Source organism: Prevotella sp. Rep29 (assembly GCF_019551475.1).
Taxonomy (GTDB): Bacteria; Bacteroidota; Bacteroidia; order Bacteroidales; family Bacteroidaceae; genus Prevotella.
In genome coordinates this window covers 298,525-317,864 of the sequence record NZ_CP047159.1, presented here as the reverse complement: position 1 = coordinate 317,864, position 19,340 = coordinate 298,525, and the positions used below count along the sequence as shown (strand labels likewise).

General features: G+C 51.9%; 15 protein-coding genes, 2 tRNA genes and 3 rRNA genes. 8 read left to right on the top strand and 12 right to left on the bottom strand.

Annotation, left to right across the window (positions count from 1 at the left end; all coding sequences use genetic code 11):
- The first annotated feature begins 69 nt into the window (after window positions 1–69).
- Genes GRF55_RS01365 through GRF55_RS01355 form a run of 3 tightly spaced genes read left to right on the top strand, consistent with a single transcriptional unit; the run spans window position 70 to window position 2,646 of the window.
- Window positions 70–915 carry a DUF3737 family protein gene (locus tag GRF55_RS01365; RefSeq protein ID WP_220368782.1) on the top strand — a complete coding sequence of 282 codons (846 nt, stop codon included), beginning with the start codon at window positions 70–72 and terminating at the stop codon, window positions 913–915.
- A gap of 17 nt (window positions 916–932) precedes the next feature.
- Window positions 933–2,099, top strand: coding sequence for a MalY/PatB family protein (locus tag GRF55_RS01360; protein ID WP_220368781.1), 1,167 nt, complete (start codon window positions 933–935; stop codon window positions 2,097–2,099).
- Window positions 2,100–2,127: 28 nt separating this feature from the next.
- Window positions 2,128–2,646: a gamma carbonic anhydrase family protein gene (locus tag GRF55_RS01355; RefSeq protein ID WP_220368780.1), complete on the top strand. Its 519-nt coding sequence runs from the start codon at window positions 2,128–2,130 to the stop codon at window positions 2,644–2,646.
- A 279-nt stretch (window positions 2,647–2,925) separates the two neighbouring features.
- On the opposite strand, the gene GRF55_RS01350 is transcribed toward GRF55_RS01355, so the two are convergent.
- The 12 genes from GRF55_RS01350 to rpmH form a co-directional block, all read right to left on the bottom strand.
- A complete protein-coding gene (locus GRF55_RS01350) occupies window positions 2,926–4,092 on the bottom strand; it encodes a PAS domain-containing sensor histidine kinase (protein ID WP_220368779.1) in 1,167 nt (388 codons plus the stop codon).
- Between the two features lie 154 nt (window positions 4,093–4,246).
- A 5S ribosomal RNA gene (gene rrf / locus GRF55_RS01345) occupies window positions 4,247–4,359 on the bottom strand.
- A gap of 165 nt (window positions 4,360–4,524) precedes the next feature.
- A 23S ribosomal RNA gene (locus tag GRF55_RS01340) occupies window positions 4,525–7,434 on the bottom strand.
- Window positions 7,435–7,661: 227 nt separating this feature from the next.
- Window positions 7,662–7,735: transfer RNA gene (locus tag GRF55_RS01335), tRNA-Ala, on the bottom strand.
- Window positions 7,736–7,950: 215 nt separating this feature from the next.
- Window positions 7,951–8,024, bottom strand: a tRNA-Ile gene (locus GRF55_RS01330).
- 139 nt (window positions 8,025–8,163) lie between these two features.
- Window positions 8,164–9,694: ribosomal RNA gene (locus GRF55_RS01325) — 16S ribosomal RNA — on the bottom strand.
- The 16S, 23S and 5S rRNA genes sit together here with 2 tRNA genes alongside, the layout of an rRNA operon.
- 479 nt (window positions 9,695–10,173) lie before the next feature.
- Window positions 10,174–10,839, bottom strand: coding sequence for a NigD-like C-terminal domain-containing protein (locus GRF55_RS01320; protein ID WP_220368778.1), 666 nt, complete (start codon window positions 10,837–10,839; stop codon window positions 10,174–10,176).
- Window positions 10,836–12,011 carry a 1-acyl-sn-glycerol-3-phosphate acyltransferase gene (locus tag GRF55_RS01315; RefSeq protein WP_220368777.1) on the bottom strand — a complete coding sequence of 392 codons (1,176 nt, stop codon included), beginning with the start codon at window positions 12,009–12,011 and terminating at the stop codon, window positions 10,836–10,838. Before GRF55_RS01315 ends, GRF55_RS01320 begins: the two co-directional genes overlap by 4 nt.
- Before the next feature lie 15 nt (window positions 12,012–12,026).
- A complete protein-coding gene (locus GRF55_RS01310) occupies window positions 12,027–13,028 on the bottom strand; it encodes a D-alanine--D-alanine ligase (protein ID WP_220368776.1) in 1,002 nt (333 codons plus the stop codon).
- Between the two features lie 28 nt (window positions 13,029–13,056).
- Complete coding sequence (locus GRF55_RS01305) at window positions 13,057–14,133, bottom strand: RluA family pseudouridine synthase (protein ID WP_220368775.1); 1,077 nt, start codon at window positions 14,131–14,133, stop codon at window positions 13,057–13,059.
- Window positions 14,134–14,145: 12 nt separating this feature from the next.
- Entirely contained in the window at window positions 14,146–14,979 is an 834-nt protein-coding gene (locus GRF55_RS01300) for a PASTA domain-containing protein (RefSeq protein WP_220368774.1), read from the bottom strand.
- Between the two features lie 524 nt (window positions 14,980–15,503).
- The gene (gene rpmH / locus GRF55_RS01295; protein ID WP_004336902.1) at window positions 15,504–15,659 is read right to left on the bottom strand and encodes a 50S ribosomal protein L34; all 156 of its coding nucleotides are present in this window, start codon (window positions 15,657–15,659) and stop codon (window positions 15,504–15,506) included.
- Window positions 15,660–15,861: 202 nt separating this feature from the next.
- On the opposite strand from rpmH, the gene efp reads away from it, so the two are divergent.
- The 5 genes from efp to GRF55_RS01270 all read left to right on the top strand — a co-directional run bounded on the left by efp (window position 15,862) and on the right by GRF55_RS01270 (window position 19,324).
- Window positions 15,862–16,428, top strand: coding sequence for an elongation factor P (gene efp, locus GRF55_RS01290; protein WP_220368773.1), 567 nt, complete (start codon window positions 15,862–15,864; stop codon window positions 16,426–16,428).
- 185 nt (window positions 16,429–16,613) lie between these two features.
- On the top strand, window positions 16,614–17,651 hold the full coding sequence (locus tag GRF55_RS01285; protein WP_220368772.1) for a glycosyltransferase family 2 protein: 1,038 nt from the start codon (window positions 16,614–16,616) through the stop codon (window positions 17,649–17,651).
- Window positions 17,648–18,337: a DNA repair protein RadC gene (gene radC / locus GRF55_RS01280; protein WP_220368771.1), complete on the top strand. Its 690-nt coding sequence runs from the start codon at window positions 17,648–17,650 to the stop codon at window positions 18,335–18,337. Before GRF55_RS01285 ends, radC begins: the two co-directional genes overlap by 4 nt.
- 112 nt (window positions 18,338–18,449) lie before the next feature.
- On the top strand, window positions 18,450–18,998 hold the full coding sequence (locus GRF55_RS01275) for an RNA polymerase sigma factor (RefSeq protein ID WP_255563810.1): 549 nt from the start codon (window positions 18,450–18,452) through the stop codon (window positions 18,996–18,998).
- Window positions 18,995–19,324, top strand: coding sequence for a hypothetical protein (locus GRF55_RS01270; protein ID WP_220368770.1), 330 nt, complete (start codon window positions 18,995–18,997; stop codon window positions 19,322–19,324). Before GRF55_RS01275 ends, GRF55_RS01270 begins: the two co-directional genes overlap by 4 nt.
- Window positions 19,325–19,340: the final 16 nt, after the last annotated feature.

Genomic DNA, 19,340 nt, shown 5'->3' with positions numbered 1-19,340 from the left:
AATTGTGGGGAATATCAGTTTTATTTCGTACTTTTGCGCCCGAAAAGAACTAAAATAGGAAAAACGATTATGAAGGAAATCAAAGACCAAAGTTTTGGAGGCGAACGCCCGTTGTTCGCCATACATGATATCCGCCTCGTGAACGTAACCATCACGGAAGGCGAGTCAGGCATCAAACATTGCTCGGACATCGAAGCCATCGGCTGCACGTTCATCGGCAAATATCCGTTCTGGCACGTTGACCGCTCACTCATCAAAGACTGTCTCTTCGAGCCGGGCTCACGTTCGGCGGTATGGTATTCGGACGACATGCGGGTGGAAAACACGATTATCAACGCTCCGAAACTGTTCCGCGAGCAGAAGAATCTGGAAATCGTGGACGTGCAAATCAACGATGCCGATGAGACGTTCTGGAAAATAAAGAACCTGAAGGTGAAAAACCTGAAACTCCACGACGGCACTTATCCGTTCATGTTCAGCGAAGATATTTATGTCGATGGGCTGGAAAGTGATTCGAAGTACGTTTTCCAATATGTGAAGAATGTGGAGATTCACAACGCAAAGATTACCACGAAGGATGCTTTCTGGGAAGTGGAGAACGTGACCATCTACGACTCTGAGCTCAATGGCGAGTATCTGGGGTGGCACTCAAAGAACCTGCGACTGGTGAACTGTCACATCACGGGCGAGCAACCGCTCTGCTACGCACACGACCTTGTGCTGGAAAACTGCACATTCGGCGAGGATTGCGACCGCGCTTTTGAGTATTCTACCTTGCAGGCTGACATCCGCGGAGGCATTACGAACATCAAGAATCCGACCAGCGGACGCATCGTTGCCGACAAAATCGGCTCGGTGACCATCGACGAGAACGTGCTCCAGCCGAACAACTGCGAAATCGTTGTCAGAAGTTAGAACTTACGAATAACAAAATGCAATACAATTTTGATGAACTCATCACGCGTCGCGGCACGGGCTGCGTGAAATGGGACGAACTGCCAGCCGACGACATCATCCCGATGTGGGTGGCTGACATGGACTTTCGCTGTGCCGAGCCTATTGTCAATGCACTCAGAAAGCGGGTGGAGCATGGCATCTTCGGCTACACACATGTGCCAGAGAAATATTACGAGGCGGTCATCTCGTGGTTCAAACGCCGCCACGACTGGCACATCGAATGCGAATGGATGATGTACACGACGGGCGTGGTGCCGGCATTGTCGGTCATCGTCAAAGCGATGACACAGCCGGGCGATAAAGTCGCCTTCCTCACTCCTGCCTACAACTGTTTCTTCTCGTCGGTGCGCAACAACGGATGCACGGTCGAAGAAGTGCCGCTCGTGTATGAAAACCACACCTATCACATTGATTTCGAGGCGGTAGAACGCAGCTGTGCTGACGAGAAGACGAAGCTCTTCATCTTCTGCAACCCTCACAATCCTGGCGGAAGGGTGTGGACGCGCGAAGAGATGGAGCGACTGAACGAGATTTGCATGCGACACCATGTCTTCGTCCTGGCAGACGAAATCCACAACGAACTGGTGATGCCCGGCTATGAATACATTCCCTTCGCATCGCTCTCAAAGGCATGTCTGGACAACAGCGTGAGCTGCAACGCACCCTCCAAGTCGTTCAACACGGCGGGTATGTATATCAGCAATATCGTTTGCAACAACCCATCGGTGCGCGAAAAGATTGACCGCGCCATCAATATCAACGAAGTTTGCGACGTCAACCTCTTTGGCGTAGAGGCTGTCATGGCAGCCTACAACGAGTCCGAAGACTGGATAGACCAGCTTTGTCCTTACATCTGGGACAACTATCAGGCGCTCGTCGCCTTCTTCAAGGAGCGTATGCCGCAGATTGGCATCACCAAGATGGAAGGAACTTATCTGGTGTGGGCAGACATCCGGGCACTGGGCGTTACATCAGACGCACTGACGGAACGGCTCATTAACGAAGGACGGGTGAAAGTGGCATCGGGAACGATGTACGGAGAACGCGACGGCGAAGGATTCATCCGCATCAACATCGCCTGTCCGCGCAGCCGGATGATGGAAGGACTGGAACGCATCGCACGGGTCATCAATCAAAAATAATCAGTAACAAAATAGACATCAACAAATCATGGCAATTATCAAATCAGTAAAAGGACTTACACCAAAATTCGGTCGCGACTGTTATTTCAGCGAGAATGCTGCCATCGTGGGCGAAGTGACGATGGGCGACGAGTGCTCGGTATGGTTCAACGCCGTTGTCCGGGGCGACGTAGCACCCGTTATCATGGGTAACCGCTGCAATGTGCAGGACGGGGCAGTCGTACATGTGACCAACAAAATCGGACCGACCATCATGGAAGATGACGTCACCATCGGTCACAACGCAACGGTTCATGCCTGCACGCTGCGCAAAGGCTGTCTCATCGGCATGGGCTCGACCGTTCTCGACAATGCCGTCGTCGGCGAAGGAGCTATCGTGGCTGCCGGTGCACTGGTGCTCGGTGGCACACAGATTGGCGACCATGAGATATGGGGTGGCGTGCCGGCAAAGTTCATGAAAAAGACCCAGCCCGACCAGGCAGAGTCGTATGCCGCCCACTACGTAGAATACTCGAAGTGGTATCTGGAAGAAGACCAAAAGAAATAGACATTTGGGGCTTCCCCGTTTAGCTCAAATCGGTCATTAGACTTTGTGTTCAGAGTGTTGTTTGCTTTGTGCAAATGTCTCCAACCTTCCTCGACGGCGTAGCGGGCTACGGCGAGAGAAAGGTTGGAGGCAGATGCCGAAGCAAACGATACTATGACACAAGGAGCAGAACATCAGTACAAAAATATCTGATGCATCCTAATGACCGATTTGGGTTTTAATCTGCTGACGGCTTAAGAGAGCAAAAAGATATAAAAACAAGTGTAAAAAGGGATACAATTATTTCTTTTTCAGCTCGATGCGGAACGTGGTGCCCTTACCGAGCTCTGAGGATTCGACAAGAATCTGTCCGTCATGGTACTCTTCCACAATGCGCTTTGCCAACGAAAGTCCCAGTCCCCAACCGCGTTTCTTCGTCGTGAAGCCGGGACGGAATACATTCGACAAGTCTTTCTTGCGAATGCCTTTCCCCGTGTCTGAAACCTTTATCACTGCCTTGTTGCCCACTTCTTCCAGACGGAGCGTAATCGTACCGGCACCCTCCATCGCATCAACGGCATTCTTACAAAGATTCTCTATCACCCATTCGAAAAGCGAGGCATTCAACGGCACCTGAACATCTGCATCAGGAAAGTCTTTCACCATCGTCACCTGCGAAGAGGTACGATGATTCATATAGTCCACCACATGGTCGAGCACCTCATTCAGACTGGTTGGGACGGGCTCTGGCAGCGACCCTATCTTCGAGAAACGGTCGGCTATCAGCTGAAGGCGCTTCACGTCCTTGTCCATCTCGGGAATCAACTCATCCTCAGGATAGTTCTCACGCAGGATTTCCGTCCATGCCATGAGACTCGAAATGGGTGTTCCCAACTGATGAGCGGTCTCTTTCGACAAACCCACCCAAACTTTATTCTGCTCGGCCCGTTTCGAGGTGAGCAACGCAAAGATGGCAATGACAACGAAAATCATGACAACCCCCAACTGTATATAGGGCCACGAAGAGAGACGTTTCAGCATCACCGAATCATCGTAACATATATATTGATACGCCTCCTGTGCAGTGTCGCCCACTTCAATCCGAACAAACTTTCCTGACGCTTTCAGATTTCTTCCAATAGCTGCCGCATGTCTTAGACTATCCTCATAAGTCTTACCCCGCACATCCATGTTCCGGAAAAACTGGGCATCACCAGCTTCATCCATCACCACCACGGGAATCGTCTGATTATCGTTAATAACCTTCAACACCAAAGAAATGTCCGTATTTTCATCGGCAGAGTTTAAAGAACGCATGGCTTCAGCCCACACCTCCATCTTCTTATGCTCCTCCATATAAAGGTCGCGCACCAGAAAATGGGATACGACTAAAGAGACAACCGCCACAATCACAGCAGCTGCCACTAAGAAAATCTTCACCTGTCTGATACGGTCAGTCCATTGCATACCTTATTATAACGAGAAATCCCCTAACTTATTATATAATCAATCCTCCCAGTCTTTCCGGAGTTCCCAGAGCTCCCAGAATTCCCAGTCCTCCCCCCAACAAAAAAGGCGGGTGCTCCAGTCAGGAACACCCGCCTCAAAAATAAATTCAAAAAAACGGCAGCCACCTACTCTCCCGCATTGCATTGCAGTACCATCGGCGCAAGCGGGCTTAACTGCTCTGTTCGGAATGGGAAGAGGTGGGACACCGCCGCAATAACCGCCATAAATCTCTCTGTCGCAAAATCAATCAAAACGATACGCGACATAAACGATTGACATCATGCACAGGCAAAACGACAAGCAGAAGGAACTGCCATAACAATACACACTGTATTCATACACCGGCATACTTGCCGGCACATCACGACAGACAGAAGAACATGCCACAACGGAAAAAAGCGTTCGGGCAATTAGTAAGGCTCGGCTTTGACGTCACCGTCTTTACACCTGCCTCCTATCAACGTCCTCGTCTCGGACGACCCTCAAAGGAGCCCTCATCTCGCGGATGGCTTCGCACTTAGATGCTTTCAGCGCTTATCCTTACCAGACGCGGATACCCGGCGGTGCACCTGGCGGCACAACCGGTAAACCGGAGGTCTGTCCAACACGGTCCTCTCGTACTAGTGCCAGACCCGCTCAAGACTCCAACGCCCGCGATAGATAGAGACCGAACTGTCTCACGACGTTCTGAACCCAGCTCGCGTGCCACTTTAATGGGCGAACAGCCCAACCCTTGGGACCTTCTCCAGCCCCAGGATGTGACGAGCCGACATCGAGGTGCCAAACCACCCCGTCGATATGAGCTCTTGGGGGGGATCAGCCTGTTATCCCCGGAGTACCTTTTATCCTTTGAGCGATGCAGTTTCCATACACTTGCACCGGATCACTATGCCCCAGTTTCCTGCCTGCTCGGCATGTCTGCCTCCCAGTCAAGCGCCCTTGTGCCATTACACTCCAACGGCCGGTTACCAAACGGCCAGAGGGCACCTTTGGAAGCCTCCGTTACGCTTTTGGAGGCGACCACCCCAGTCAAACTGCCCACCAAGCAGTGTCCGCATAAAAACACGCGTTAGGACTCAGGCGCAGGAAGGGCCGTATTTCAAGGATGACTCCATAAATACTGGCGTACCTACTTCAAAGTCTCCGGCCTATCCTACACATCCGGCGACCAAGTCCAGTGCTAAGCTGCAGTAAAGGTTCACGGGGTCTTTTCGTCCCATCGCGGGTAATCGGCATCTTCACCGATACTACAATTTCACTGGGCTCATGGTTGAGACAGCGTCCGGATCATTACACCATTCGTGCAGGTCGGAACTTACCCGACAAGGAATTTCGCTACCTTAGGACCGTTATAGTTACGGCCGCCGTTTACCGGGGCTTCAATTCAATGCTTCACCCAAAGGGCTGACATCTCCTCTTAACCTTCCGGCACCGGGCAGGTGTCAGGCTGTATACGTCATCTTTCGAGTTTGCACAGCCCTGTGTTTTTGATAAACAGTTGCCTGGACCTGGTCTCTGCGCCTCACAATAAAGTGAGGACCCCTTCTCCCGAAGTTACGGGGTCAGTTTGCCTAATTCCTTAACCATGAATCACCCAACGCCTCAGTATACTCTACACGACCACCTGTGTCGGTTTGCGGTACGGGTTCCCACACAATTAACGCTTAGCGGGTTTTCTCGGGAGTATGATTACCCACACTATCCACCGTCCCAAAAGGGACGACGGTACTCTCAGGGTCGGCTCTGCGTACGGATTTGCCTATACGCATCGGCGCCTACACCCTTCAACGCACTACTCCGGCAGTGCGCGGCGGTTCCACTGCTCCGTCACCACATCGCTCATGGGGGAAGTCACGGAATGTTGACCGTGAAGCCATCGGCCTCGCCACTCGGCTGAGCCTTAGGACCCGACTGACCCCGGGCTGATCAGCATCGCCCGGGAAACCTCGGTCTTGCGGCGGGGCGGATCACACGCCCCTAATCGTTACTTATACCTACATTTGCGTTTCCGTGCGCTCCAGGATAACTCACGTACACCATTCAACGCACACGGAATGCTCCCCTACCGATACTATAAATCAATATACTATCCCGCGCCTTCGGTGGCTGCCTTATACCCGATTATTATCCACGCCCGGACCCTCGACCAGTGAGCTGTTACGCACTCTTTGAATGAATGGCTGCTTCCAAGCCAACATCCTGGCTGTCACGGGGACCGGACTTCGTTAGACTAACTCAGGCAGCACTCGGGGACCTTAGACGGCGGTCCGGATTCTTCTCCTCTCGGGCACGGACCTTAGCACCCGCGCCCTTACTGCCGCGCTACTACGCGTGAGCATTCGGAGTTCGTCAGGACTTGATAGGCGGTGAAGCCCTCGCATCCTATCGGTCGCTCTACCTCTCACGCGAAACACGCGACGCGGCACCTAAATGCCTTTCGGGGAGTACGAGCTATCTCCGAGTTTGATTGGCCTTTCACTCCTACACACAACTCATCGGGAAGCTTTTCAACGCTTATCCGTTCGGGCCTCCATTCCGTGTTACCGGAACTTCACCCTGGCCATGTGTAGATCACTCGGTTTCGCGTCTGCCACCACCGACTAAACGCCCTGTTCAGGCTCGCTTTCACTGCGGATAACGCGTCTCGTGACGCTTAACCTCGCCGGCGACGGCAACTCGTAGGTTCATTATGCAAAAGGCACGCCGTCACATGCAAAAACATGCTCCGACCGCTTGTAGGCGCACGGGTTCAGGAACTATTTCACTCCCCTGCCAGGGGTGCTTTTCACCTTTCCCTCACGGTACTAGTACACTATCGGTCTCACGGGAGTATTTAGCCTTACCGGATGGTCCCGGCAGATTCACGCAGGATTACTCGTGTCCCGCGCTACTCAGGATACCGCTAGGCCATGCATTGCTACGAATACGGGGATATCACCCTCTCTGACGGAACTTTCCAGATCCTTCTTCTCGCAATACACATACCACAGCGCGGTCCTACAACCCCGGACATGCGCAAAGCACACGCCCGGTTTGGGCTCTTCCCCGGTCGCTCGCCACTACTGGGGGAATCATTCAGTTATTTTCTCTTCCTCGGGGTACTAAGATGTTTCAGTTCCCCCGGTTCGCCTCCTTACAAAATACGTAAGGATGACCGTCCTTCAGACGGCCGGGTTGTCCCATTCGGAAATCCGCGGATCAATGGTCATTTGCACCTACCCGCAGCTTATCGCAGCTTATCACGTCCTTCATCGCCTCCGTGAGCCAAGGCATCCACCGTGCGCCCTTGCTCGCTTTATCTCCGCACTGCACGATACTCTGAAAGACTAACCCGCAAAAGCAGGAAAGCCGACAAAGCACGGCAGGCATATACTTCTGGCTGTCAAAATTGTATTGTTGTTGATTCAATCTACTTACAGTCTTGCCTGTGTCAATATGTCAAAGAACGATTCCATAGGATATCCGGACAACACGAACCGCAGCGCAAACCGCGGAAACGCGAAAAAACCAAGATACCGACGGACAAGTGGAGAATAACGGATTCGAACCGTTGACCCCCTGCTTGCAAAGCAGGTGCTCTAGCCAGCTGAGCTAATCCCCCGTGACTGGAATAATTGATAATTGATAATTCATAATTGATAAATATGATTACTAGTGGTATGTCAAGTCAACATATCTGTCAATTGTCAACTCTCAATTCTCAATTAACACTCGCGTAGTCCCAGGCAGACTTGCTACCTAGTACACATTGGCTCTCGCCCATGTGTAGTCCCAGGCAGACTTGCTACCTGGTACACATTGGCTCTCGCCCATGTGTAGTCCCAGGCAGACTTGAACTGCCGACCTCCACATTATCAGTGTGGCGCTCTAACCAACTGAGCTATAGGACTCCGTGATGGTATCCGAGCGGGAACAGCGCCCAGCCTCGCCTCTCTCAATAATATCCGATAGACAGGAAAAGTAGCGGGATGGACAAAACCATACAATATATAAATATACATACCATAAAAAACAGGCATCCATCTCCAGAAAGGAGGTGTTCCAGCCGCACCTTCCGGTACGGCTACCTTGTTACGACTTAGCCCCAATCACCGGTTTCACCCTAGGCCGACCCTCGCGGTCACGGACTTCAGGCGCCCCCGGCTTTCATGGCTTGACGGGCGGTGTGTACAAGGCCCGGGAACGTATTCACCGCGCCATGGCTGATGCGCGATTACTAGCGAATCCAGCTTCACGGGGTCGGGTTGCAGACCCCGATCCGAACTGGGAACGGCTTTCAGGATTAGATGACTGTCACCAGACACCAACTCGCTGTACCGCCCATTGTAACACGTGTGTAGCCCCGGACGTAAGGGCCGTGCTGATTTGACGTCATCCCCACCCTCCTCCACCTTGCGGCGGCAGTATCCACAGAGTGCCCAGCATAACCTGATGGCAACTATGGAAAGGGGTTGCGCTCGTTATGGCACTTAAGCCGACACCTCACGGCACGAGCTGACGACAACCATGCAGCACCTCCACAGCAGTCCCGAAGGACCTCATCATCTCTGAATCGTTCTGCTGCAGTTCAAGCCCGGGTAAGGTTCCTCGCGTATCATCGAATTAAACCACATGTTCCTCCGCTTGTGCGGGCCCCCGTCAATTCCTTTGAGTTTCACCGTTGCCGGCGTACTCCCCAGGTGGGATGCTTAACGCTTTCGCTTGGCCGCTCACCAATAAATGGCAAACAGCGGGCATCCATCGTTTACCGCGCGGACTACCAGGGTATCTAATCCTGTTCGATACCCGCGCCTTCGAGCTTCAGCGTCAGTAAAGCAGCAGCAAGCTGCCTTCGCAATCGGAGTTCCTCGTGATATCTAAGCATTTCACCGCTACACCACGAATTCCGCCTGCCTCCTGCATACTCAAGAACACCAGTTCGCGACGCAGTGCCATGGTTGAGCCACGGCATTTCACGTCACGCTTAGCATCCAGCCTACGCTCCCTTTAAACCCAATAAATCCGGATAACGCCCGGACCTTCCGTATTACCGCGGCTGCTGGCACGGAATTAGCCGGTCCTTATTCATAGGGTACATGCAAAAAGGTATGCATACCTCACTTTATCCCCCTATAAAAGCAGTTTACAACCCATAGGGCCGTCATCCTGCACGCTACTTGGCTGGTTCAGGCTTACGCCCATTGACCAATATTCCTCACTGCTGCCTCCCGTAGGAGTCTGGTCCGTGTCTCAGTACCAGTGTGGGGGACCTTCCTCTCAGAACCCCTAAGGATCGACGGCTCGGTGGGCCGTTACCCCGCCGACTACCTAATCCTACGCATCCCCATCCCATGCCGATCAAATCTTTCGTGCAAATCTGATGCCATCTTCGCACAACATAGGGCATTAATCCGTCTTTCAACGGGCTGTTCCCTGGCAGGGGGAAGGTTGGATACGCGTTACGCACCCGTGCGCCGGTCGCCATCAACAAGAGCAAGCTCTCGTCATGCTGCCCCTCGACTTGCATGTGTTAAGCCTGTAGCTAGCGTTCATCCTGAGCCAGGATCAAACTCTACATTGTAAAAAAAATATCGACGATGACACGCCATATCCCCAAAAGACCGCAAGACCCACAAAAGGAAAAGCGGGAAGGGAAACAAGCGCGCACCGAATAATCTGTCTCAGAACGCCTGTCCGGTAGTATCGGACCGCCCCACAAAGGGGCGGATGAATTGACGGTTCGTCACAACGTCTCCAGTGCAAAAAAACAAAGGGACGTCCCGTACTACTTCCTCGTCTATGGAAAACTTTCAAAGAACTCTTTCCGTGCAACCGGGAAAACCGGAAGGCTGACGCCCCAAAATGGGCGAAAGCGAGTGCAAAGGTAACACTATTTTCCGAAACAGCAAACTTTTTGCAGACTTTTTTTCGGAAAAATAAAAAAAATAATGAAAGGAAGGAACAACGACAGGGAAAAAAGGAAATAAAACGAAAAAAACACATTATTATATATAACGCGCGCGAAAGAAGAAAAGGAGAAAGGGAGAAAGTGTGGGAAGGCTACCGCCTGATGGTCTGTTCACCTTGATAGGTATTGACCGTAAGTTCTATCTCGTCGTTCTCTCCGATGCCATCGAGCGGTACGCTTACATAGAGCCAGTTGGTGTAATATTCGGGAACGCCGTTCTGGTTGTGTAAGAGTCTGAGACGATGAGTCTTATTGCCGTCGCTACGGGTTATCACCTCGTCGCATACGATGCCGATTGTCTGCTTGAGGTTCTCGCTCGGGTCTTCCGTCGTTCCTGACTTTACGCCGATTCCGAGGTTGAGATATTTTCTGTTTTTACCTATCCATGCCGACCTAACAAACAACGGGTCTGTATGGATTTCGCTGACATCTGTCGCATTGCGCTGCCTCAGAACCGGCACGGGCGAGATGGTATAGACCTCGACCGCCTGTTCCCCTTCCGTCACGTTGTAGTACAAGAGAGCCCTGTACGTTGAGTCGGCTGTCTCCGCCCATGAACATGACTGGGGAGTTTTGAAGAGGATGTCCTTATCGTTGTCGTCTATTGCGTGTGTAAGCATGGACTGGCTATTGGAAAACACTTCCACGAAGTCGCTTGTGAGGAAAGAGAATTTTCCGTCACCTGTTTCATATCCGTCATTTGTACATGCGGTGAGAAATGCTGCAATAGTGAGGATGACCCATGCTATTCTTTTCATTCTTTTTCTGCCTTCAAGTGGTTCAACAATGGATTCGCATACATGGTCATCATGCGTTCGCGCAGGAAGTTTTCGTCTTTCTGCGGTATTTGTATCTGGTCGATGCGCGGATTGATGTAGCCATGCAGGAATGCTGCCCGTTCTTCCGGAGAATAGTGGGTGGCGAACCGTTGCTCTCCCAAGAGCAGGTCGGCTGCGATGAAGTTCGACCTGAACAACCGGTAGTTGCGGTGAATCTCCCTGTCGATGTGTCGCGCCACCGCTTCAAAAAGGTCATTTTTCGGCATATCAGCACTCAACGTGTCGAGCCAACCGTCGATACATGGTGCACAATGATAATGGATTTCCCCTTTGTAGCCCATGATTCCCGTGCGCATGCTGTCTATATCGTCCTGCGCCGTCTTTTTCCACGCAGGATTATCCCGCTTGCACTGGAACTCCTTCGCCTTGAGGATATCGCATGGGTCGTATTCGTAGCTGATGGCGAGCGGCACGATATGCAGTTGCCTCAGCCTTTCGAGCGGTGTTCCTTCGCCTCCCATCGCCATCATTTTGAGGATTGAGGGCTGCGTTCGGTCGTCGGAATCTTTTGCCCGTCCTTCCCGTTGCGCAATCCACACGTTATCATTTTTCTCACTGATGACGAAGTGCATATATTCGGCAAGCAGTCGGCTTGCGGCAAGCATCTCCTTGGGTGGCAGCGAGCGCTCGACGATGAACGACTTATTGACCCTCACAAGGTCTTTCACCCACGGCAGTGCGAGCAGGTTGTCGCCAATGGCTATTTCACATGTCGTCCCGAAACCTGCATCTATGAGCAGTTTGTCGAGCAAAGCCGAGTCAAGGACGATGTCGCGGTGATTGGACACGAAAGTATATCGCTTGTCCGTGTCGATGCTCGCTGTGTTTATCGTGCATCCTTTACTTGCTTCTGCAAGCAGTTTTTCGAGAAAGCCGTAACAGAAAACTTTTTGGAACTCAAGGTTTGTCCGACATCCCCTCATGCGCTCAGCAAACTGTTCGAACGTAAGTTCCGGCATGACGACGGCAACCACCTTCCTGAACTGCTGGTCGGCAAGCAGCCGCTCATACACCTGCGGCAGTTCCTCAGGAGTGAACGGGCGGATTGCGTCAAAGCGCTGCAACTTTTCTCGGAACGAATCTTTCTGCATCTGTCTATGGTCCACTTAGAACTGGTTTTCTACGATTTCGGTCAGCACGTCGGTAATATTCAAGCCCGCCGCTGCCACTTGCTGCGGGATGAAGCTCGTTGCCGTCATGCCCGGCGTTGTGTTCACTTCGAGCATATTGAGTTTATCGTGCCCGTCACTGCCGCGCGTAATGATATAATCGACACGGATAATTCCATTGCAGTGGAGGATATCGTAGATGGCTGACGTAAGGTCTTGGGCGCGTTTAGCCAACTCGTCGGGAATGCGTGCCGGCGTGATTTCATCCACCTGTCCGTTGTATTTGGCGTCATAATCGAAGAATTCGTTCTTGGTCACCACCTCGGTCACGGGGAACACGACGCTCTTTGCGCGTGTCTTATAGCATCCGACGGTGATTTCGGTTCCATCGAGGAATTGCTCTACCATGACCGTATCGCTCTCCATCATGGCATTTCTCAGTGCCGGTGCCAACTGGTCGATGTTCTTCACTTTCGACACGCCGAACGAGCTGCCGTTCGTGGCTGGCTTCACGAAGCAGGGCATCCCGATGCGCTCCATGACGTCGTTCTCCGAGATTTTGTCTTCCTGTCCCCGACGAATGAGCAGGCTCTCGGCAACTCTCACGCCGAATGAGCGCAGATAGTTGATGAGCACGAACTTGTCGAATGTCATTGCCTCGACGAGCACGCCGCTCGTGCTGTAAGGGATATTGAGCAGGTCGAAATATCCTTGCAAGATGCCGTTCTCTCCCGGCGTCCCGTGTATCGTGATGTAGGCATAGTCGAAGGTCTGCCGCTTGCCGTCTTCCTCGTAGGAGAAATCGTGGCGGTTGATGGGAGCAGTTGTCCCGTCCGGCAGGTTCACGTTCCAATCCGTCCCTTTGATATCGACGATGCGCACATGATAACGTTCTTTGTCGAAGAATGAATAAAGTCCTTGTGCTGAGCGGAGCGACACGTCATGCTCCGAAGAATCGCCTCCGCACACAATTGCTATAGTTCTTTTTATTGCTTTCATAATTATTTTTTTATTTCCTATTCTTGTTCTATTGTTGTCCGTCCACCACATCCACGTTGGTCAGTCCCTGAATATATCCGCGCCATTTGGCAATCAGCTGCAGCATGTCGTCGGGCATCGGGGCGGTGAAATCCATCTGCTTGCCCGTAGATGGGTGTGTGAATCCGAGTGTCTGTGCATGCAACGCCTGGCGGGGACAGATTTTAAAACAGTTCTGAATAAATGCTTTGTAGGTGGAACTGCGCTGTCCGCGCAATATTTCCATTCCTCCGTAGCGCTCGTCGCCGAACATCGGGTGCCCGATATGCCGCATGTGTGCACGAATCTGATGCGTGCGTCCCGTCTCAAGCACACACTCCACCAGCGTGGTATATCCGAAGCGCTCCAACACCCGGTAGTGTGTGACGGCAGGTTTACCGATTTCAGAGTCGGGCGGCAGCACCGTCATCCTGAGACGGTCTTTCGGGTCGCGGGCGATATTGCCTTCGATGCGCCCCTCGTCCTCGACGAAATTGCTCCACACAAGTGCCTGATAGGAGCGGCGGCTGGTTTTGTTGAAGAACTGTATGCCGAGGTTTGACTTCGCTTCGGGTGTCTTTGCCACGACAAGCAGTCCGCTGGTATCCTTGTCTATGCGGTGCACGAGCCCCACTTCCGGATTGTTCGGGTCGTAGGTCGGGCAGTTCCGCAGGTGCCATGCCACGGCGTGGACCAACGTTCCACTGAAATTCCCGCATCCCGGGTGCACCACCATTCCCGCAGGTTTGTTCACCACCATGAGGTCGTCGTCTTCATAAACGATGTCGAGCGGTATTTCCTCCGGCACAATCGTCGTATCGTGCTGCGGACGGTCGAGCATCAGCGTGATGACATCGCCTGCCCGCACCTTGTAATTGCTCTTCACCGGCTGTCCGTTGACGTGCACGAATCCTGCCTCGGCAGCCTTCTGAATACGGTTTCGGCTCGAGTGCGGCAGGTGTTCCTGCATATATCGGTCGATGCGCAGCGGCTCCTGTCCCTTATCCACGTCGAGCCGCACATGCTCATAGAGCTGCTGCTCGTCGTCTTCGCCTATCTCGGATAATATCAACTCGTCCTCACTCATTGCATCTGTCGGTTAGTTGGCGGGCGCAGGTTTGCCGGCGGGCGCTGATGACTTATTAGCCGACGGCGTCGCAGGCTTGTTTGCCGATGGCGCTGACGGCTTGTTAGCTGATGGAGTCGCAGGCTTAGTTGCCGATGCTGACGGTTTTTCCGTTGTCGTCGTCGCACCGCCCTCAGGCGTACTGGGAGCAGGTGTTTCCGACGTCACCTCCACGGGCTCCTCCTCTTCTTCCTCATCTTCGTAGTAGTATTCGAATTCGGGTTCGGTGTAGTTGATGGAGTCGTTCTCGTTGAGTCTTCCGTCACCGACCTGTATCGTCAGCACGTCTTCAATCGACACGCGCGCACCGGTGCTGAGCTGTTTCCCTTTGCAAATGATGCCGTACACCCAGTCTTTCTCGCCCGGAATGTATTGCGGCGACCCCAGTTTGAAGCCCATGGCGCGCAGCTTGACTGCCGCCTCGCGGTATGAACTGTTGTCTATCACGTCGGGCAGTGCTATCGTCGGCGTGCTTGTTGCGTTGATGGTCACGAAGATGATGCGTCCCGGCTTCACCTTTTCGCCGGCAACAATCGACTGTTCCAGCACACAGTTGGGCGGCAGCGACTTCACATAACCCGTATCATTCACTTCGATATTCAGGTCCAACCCGTCAAGAATATCTTCCGCCTCCTTGAAATCTTTATGCAGGACATTCGGCACCACGACCACCTCGCCGTGGTTCGTGTACCAGTCAATTCCGTATTTCACACCGAGGCACAACAGTATCACGAGCGCCAGCATCGCGAGAATATTGCCCCAGAAATGCCCACTTGTCATCTTTCTGAAAAACTCCTGTATGTTCATTGTCCTTTCATTTTTACCATCCTGCGCGGCAGCTTGCCGTTACCGAGCCTTGGGGGAGGGACGTTCGCCACCCTTCCGCACCCTTCCGCTGCAGAATATTTGCAAAGATACGGTTTTTTCTCATAAAACGTGCGCGAACATTAAATATTTTTTGATTAAACGGAAAACAATTCCTGCAAACGACAATTTCCACACGCTCCCACCACCCTGCATAAACATACAGAAATGGGCGTATAAATATACAGTTGGACTTTCCCTTTCCAAAAGTGCCACTTTCAGCTTGCAAAAGTTCCCCTTTCAGCTCCTAAAAGTTCCCCTTTTGGAGTGCAAAAGTGGCACTTTTGGAAGACACTCCGCAAACCACTGACAACCAATCAGTTAGCGAAGCAACACCTCTTCTTGCCCCACTGCATAAAAATACAAAACGCCTGGAGACTGAATACCGCGCAGACATGCACAAAAAAAGACAGAGAAGAGCCTCGCCCTTCTCTGTCTTTCATCGTCCCATCGTTGCGGCAGACGGCTTATTTGCCGTGGTGCTCGTCAGAAACAGTCAGCTTCTTGCGTCCCTTTGCGCGGCGTGAAGCCAACACACGGCGACCATTCTTCGTTGCCATACGCTCGCGGAAACCATGCTTGTTCACGCGACGACGATTGTGCGGTTGAAATGTTCTTTTCATCTTTTATCCTATTTTTTGTCGTTATATTATCTTTGTTAAAACACGAAATCGGGTTGCAAAAGTAGTCATTTCTTTTTAATTTACCAAAAAATAGTAGAAATTTAGGTACACTTTTTATGTTTTTTTCCATATTTTACGTACCTTTGCCCCGTAAAACGACCGATTAAGCACAGATTATTCATCAATTAAATAGATAAAACAAATGATTAAATCACAAGACATCAAGAAAGGTACCTGCATCCGCATGGATGGCAAACTGTACTTCTGCATCGACTTCCTGCACGTAAAACCGGGAAAAGGTAACACCATCATGCGCACCACCCTGAAAGACGTGGTCAGCGGACGCGTATTGGAAAAACGCTTCAACATCGGCGAATCGCTCGAGGACGTCCGCGTAGAGCGCCGCTCCTACCAGTATCTCTACCAGGAGGGTGAAGACTATATCTTCATGAACCAGGAGACTTTCGACCAGATTCCCATCGGGAAAGACCTCATCACGGGCGTTGACTACATGAAGGAGAGCGACATCGTCGAGGTGGTGAGCGATGCTGACACCAACACCATCCTCTACGCCGAAATGCCGGTGAAGACCGTCCTGCGCATCACCCACAGCGAGCCGGGCGTGAAAGGCGACACCGCCACCAACGCCACCAAGCCCGCAACACTCGAGACAGGCGTGGAAGTGCGCGTGCCGCTGTTCATCAACGAGGGCGACCTCATCCAGGTGGACACCCGCGACGGCAGCTACCTGCAGCGCATGAAGGAGTAATACTCATATACATTAGACAGCACATACAAGGACAGCTTCCCTGCATCGCTTTTCCATGCAGGGAAGCTGTCTTTTATATCCGCCCTTGTTTCTTTCCCAAAGAGATTGCGTGAAAACTCATTATTTTCTTTGTGCTTCCCTTATTTTTCACTATCTTTGCATATCAAACAAATGCTTTGCAAGCGATGAAATACTCACTCATCATACCCGTTTACAACCGTCCCGACGAGGTGGCGGAGTTGTTAGAGAGCCTCACCGTGCAGCGGATGAAAGATTTCGAGGTGATTATCGTAGAAGACGGTTCGCAAACGCCGTGCAAGGAGGTGTGCGACCGCTATGCCGACCGCCTCGACCTGCACTACCACGTGAAGGAAAACGGCGGTCCGGGACAGGCACGCAACTATGGTGCGGAGCGCGCCAAAGGCGAATACTTCATTGTGCTCGACAGCGACGTGGTGGTTCCTGAAGGCTACCTCGAGGCGGTAGATGCCGAGTTGCTGCGCGAGCCGTGCGACGCTTTCGGCGGACCCGATGCCGCCCACACGTCGTTCACCGACATACAGAAAGCCATCAGCTACTCAATGACCTCGTTTTTCACGACAGGCGGCATACGCGGCGGGAAGAAGAAACTGGACAAGTTCTATCCCCGCTCGTTCAACATGGGCATACGCGCCGACGTCTATCGGGAGCTGGGAGGCTTCTCGAAAATGCGCTTCGGCGAGGATATCGACTTCTCCATCCGCATCTCCAAGGGCGGGCATTCGTGCCGGCTGTTCCCCGAAGCATGGGTGTGGCACAAGCGGCGCACGGACTTCCGCAAGTTCTGGCGACAGGTGTTCAACAGCGGCATCGCACGCATCAACCTGTATAAGAAATATCCCGAATCGCTGAAGGTCGTTCACCTGCTACCCGCCGTGTTCACCATCGGCTGCATCCTGCTGGTTCTGGTTTCTGCCGCGGGCAGACTGTTGATGCACTTCGACGACCTGCACCGCTGGTACTGGCTCTGCGCAGCGCCATGGATACCCATCCTGCTGTTCTGCGCCATCATCTTCATCGACTCCTCCATCCGCAACAAATGTCTCCGGGTGGGCGTCCTCTCCATCCCGGCAGCCTTCATCCAACTGTTCGGCTACGGCTGCGGATTCCTCCAGGCATGGTGGCGACGCTGCGTGTTAGGGAAAGACGAATTTTCTGCCTATAACAACACATTCTACAAATGACGGACAAACTCAGCATCAACCAGTGGGCAGAAGAAGACCGCCCACGCGAAAAACTCATGAGACTGGGTGCTGAAGCGCTGAGCAACGCCGAACTGCTCGCCATCCTGATAGGCTCCGGCAGTCCGAAAGAGACGGCAGTGGAACTCATGAAGCGCGTACTCAACGGCTGCAACAACAAACTCAACACGCTGGGCAAGCGCACCATCCACGAGTTGTGTCAATACAACGGCATCGGCGAGGCAAAGGCTATCACCATCCTCGCCGCCTGCGAACTGGGCAAACGCCGGCAAGCGGAGAAAGCCGAGGAACGGAAAAGCCTGGGGTCAGCATCCGCCATTTATGAATACATGCATCCGAAAATGCAGGACCTCGACACGGAAGAAGCGTGGATTCTGCTGATGAACCAAAACTACAAACTCATCAAAGCCGAGCGCATCTCGCACGGAGGCATCACCGAGACTGCCGTCGATGTGCGCATCATCATCCGCGAGGCGCTGCTACACAATGCCACCGTCGTGGCTTTCTGCCACAACCACCCGTCAAACAACCTGCGCCCCAGTAATGACGACAACCGACTGACACAACGGATAAAAAGCGCCTGCGACACTATGCGCCTCTACTTTCTCGACCACCTTATCGTGACCGATGGCGCCTATTACTCTTACCGTGAGCAAGGAAAACTCTGAGAAACAAATCTTTCTTTACAAAAAATACCTGCAAACTTTAACTTTTTACCAGTTAAAGCATCCTATTATCGTATTCATTGTGGAAAATACCCGCACATTTTAATAAATGAAGATGAGCCAAGACGATAACATACTATTGGAGATGATCTCCGATTCCTCGCAGAAAGATGCAGGATTCCGACTGCTGACACAGCAATACGGAAAGGCATTGTACTGGCACATCCGACGAATAGTTGTGGGACATGACGATGCTGAAGACGTTTTGCAGAACACCTTCATCAAAATCTATAACCAACTGTCTCGCTTCAAGGGCGAAGGAAAACTTTCAACCTGGATGTACACGATAGCCACGAACGAAGCGCTGCAACATCTCAGAAAACAAAAAAGATTCCTGCAAAGCATTGATGCACTTGGAGATACGCTCTGTGCAAAACTCAAAGCAGAACAGCCCATTGACAGCGATTCGGCTGAGAACATCTTCCAACAAGCCATCCTCCAACTGCCTACCCAACAACGAATCGCATTCAACATGCGCTATTACGATGAGTTGAGTTATGAAGAAATTGCGGAAATCACAAAAAAGAACGTGGGAACACTCAAAGTGAATTATCATTTCGCTACGGAAAGAATTAAGCAATATATCAAAGAGCATACTTTATGAAGACATTTGAAGACATCGGAAAGAAGTTGCCATACACGGAAAGTGACGAATACTTGGACAATCTCGTTGACCAATGTACAGAAAACGCCATCCGTCAGAAGCAGACAAAACCAAAAGCCACATACAAACACTTGTATGTCATTGCCGCTGCTGCCCTTTTAGTCTTTCTGTTAAGCGTAACGATTACCCACTTCAAGAACAACGACCGCCAGTTACTTGCAGACCAACAGGTCACCAGTCCTATTGACCAATTCCTTGACGGGCTGAGCGATGACGAAGTACTTGCACTCAATCTCTATGATATGGAAGAAATACCTGAATATTAAACCTTTAAAATAAACA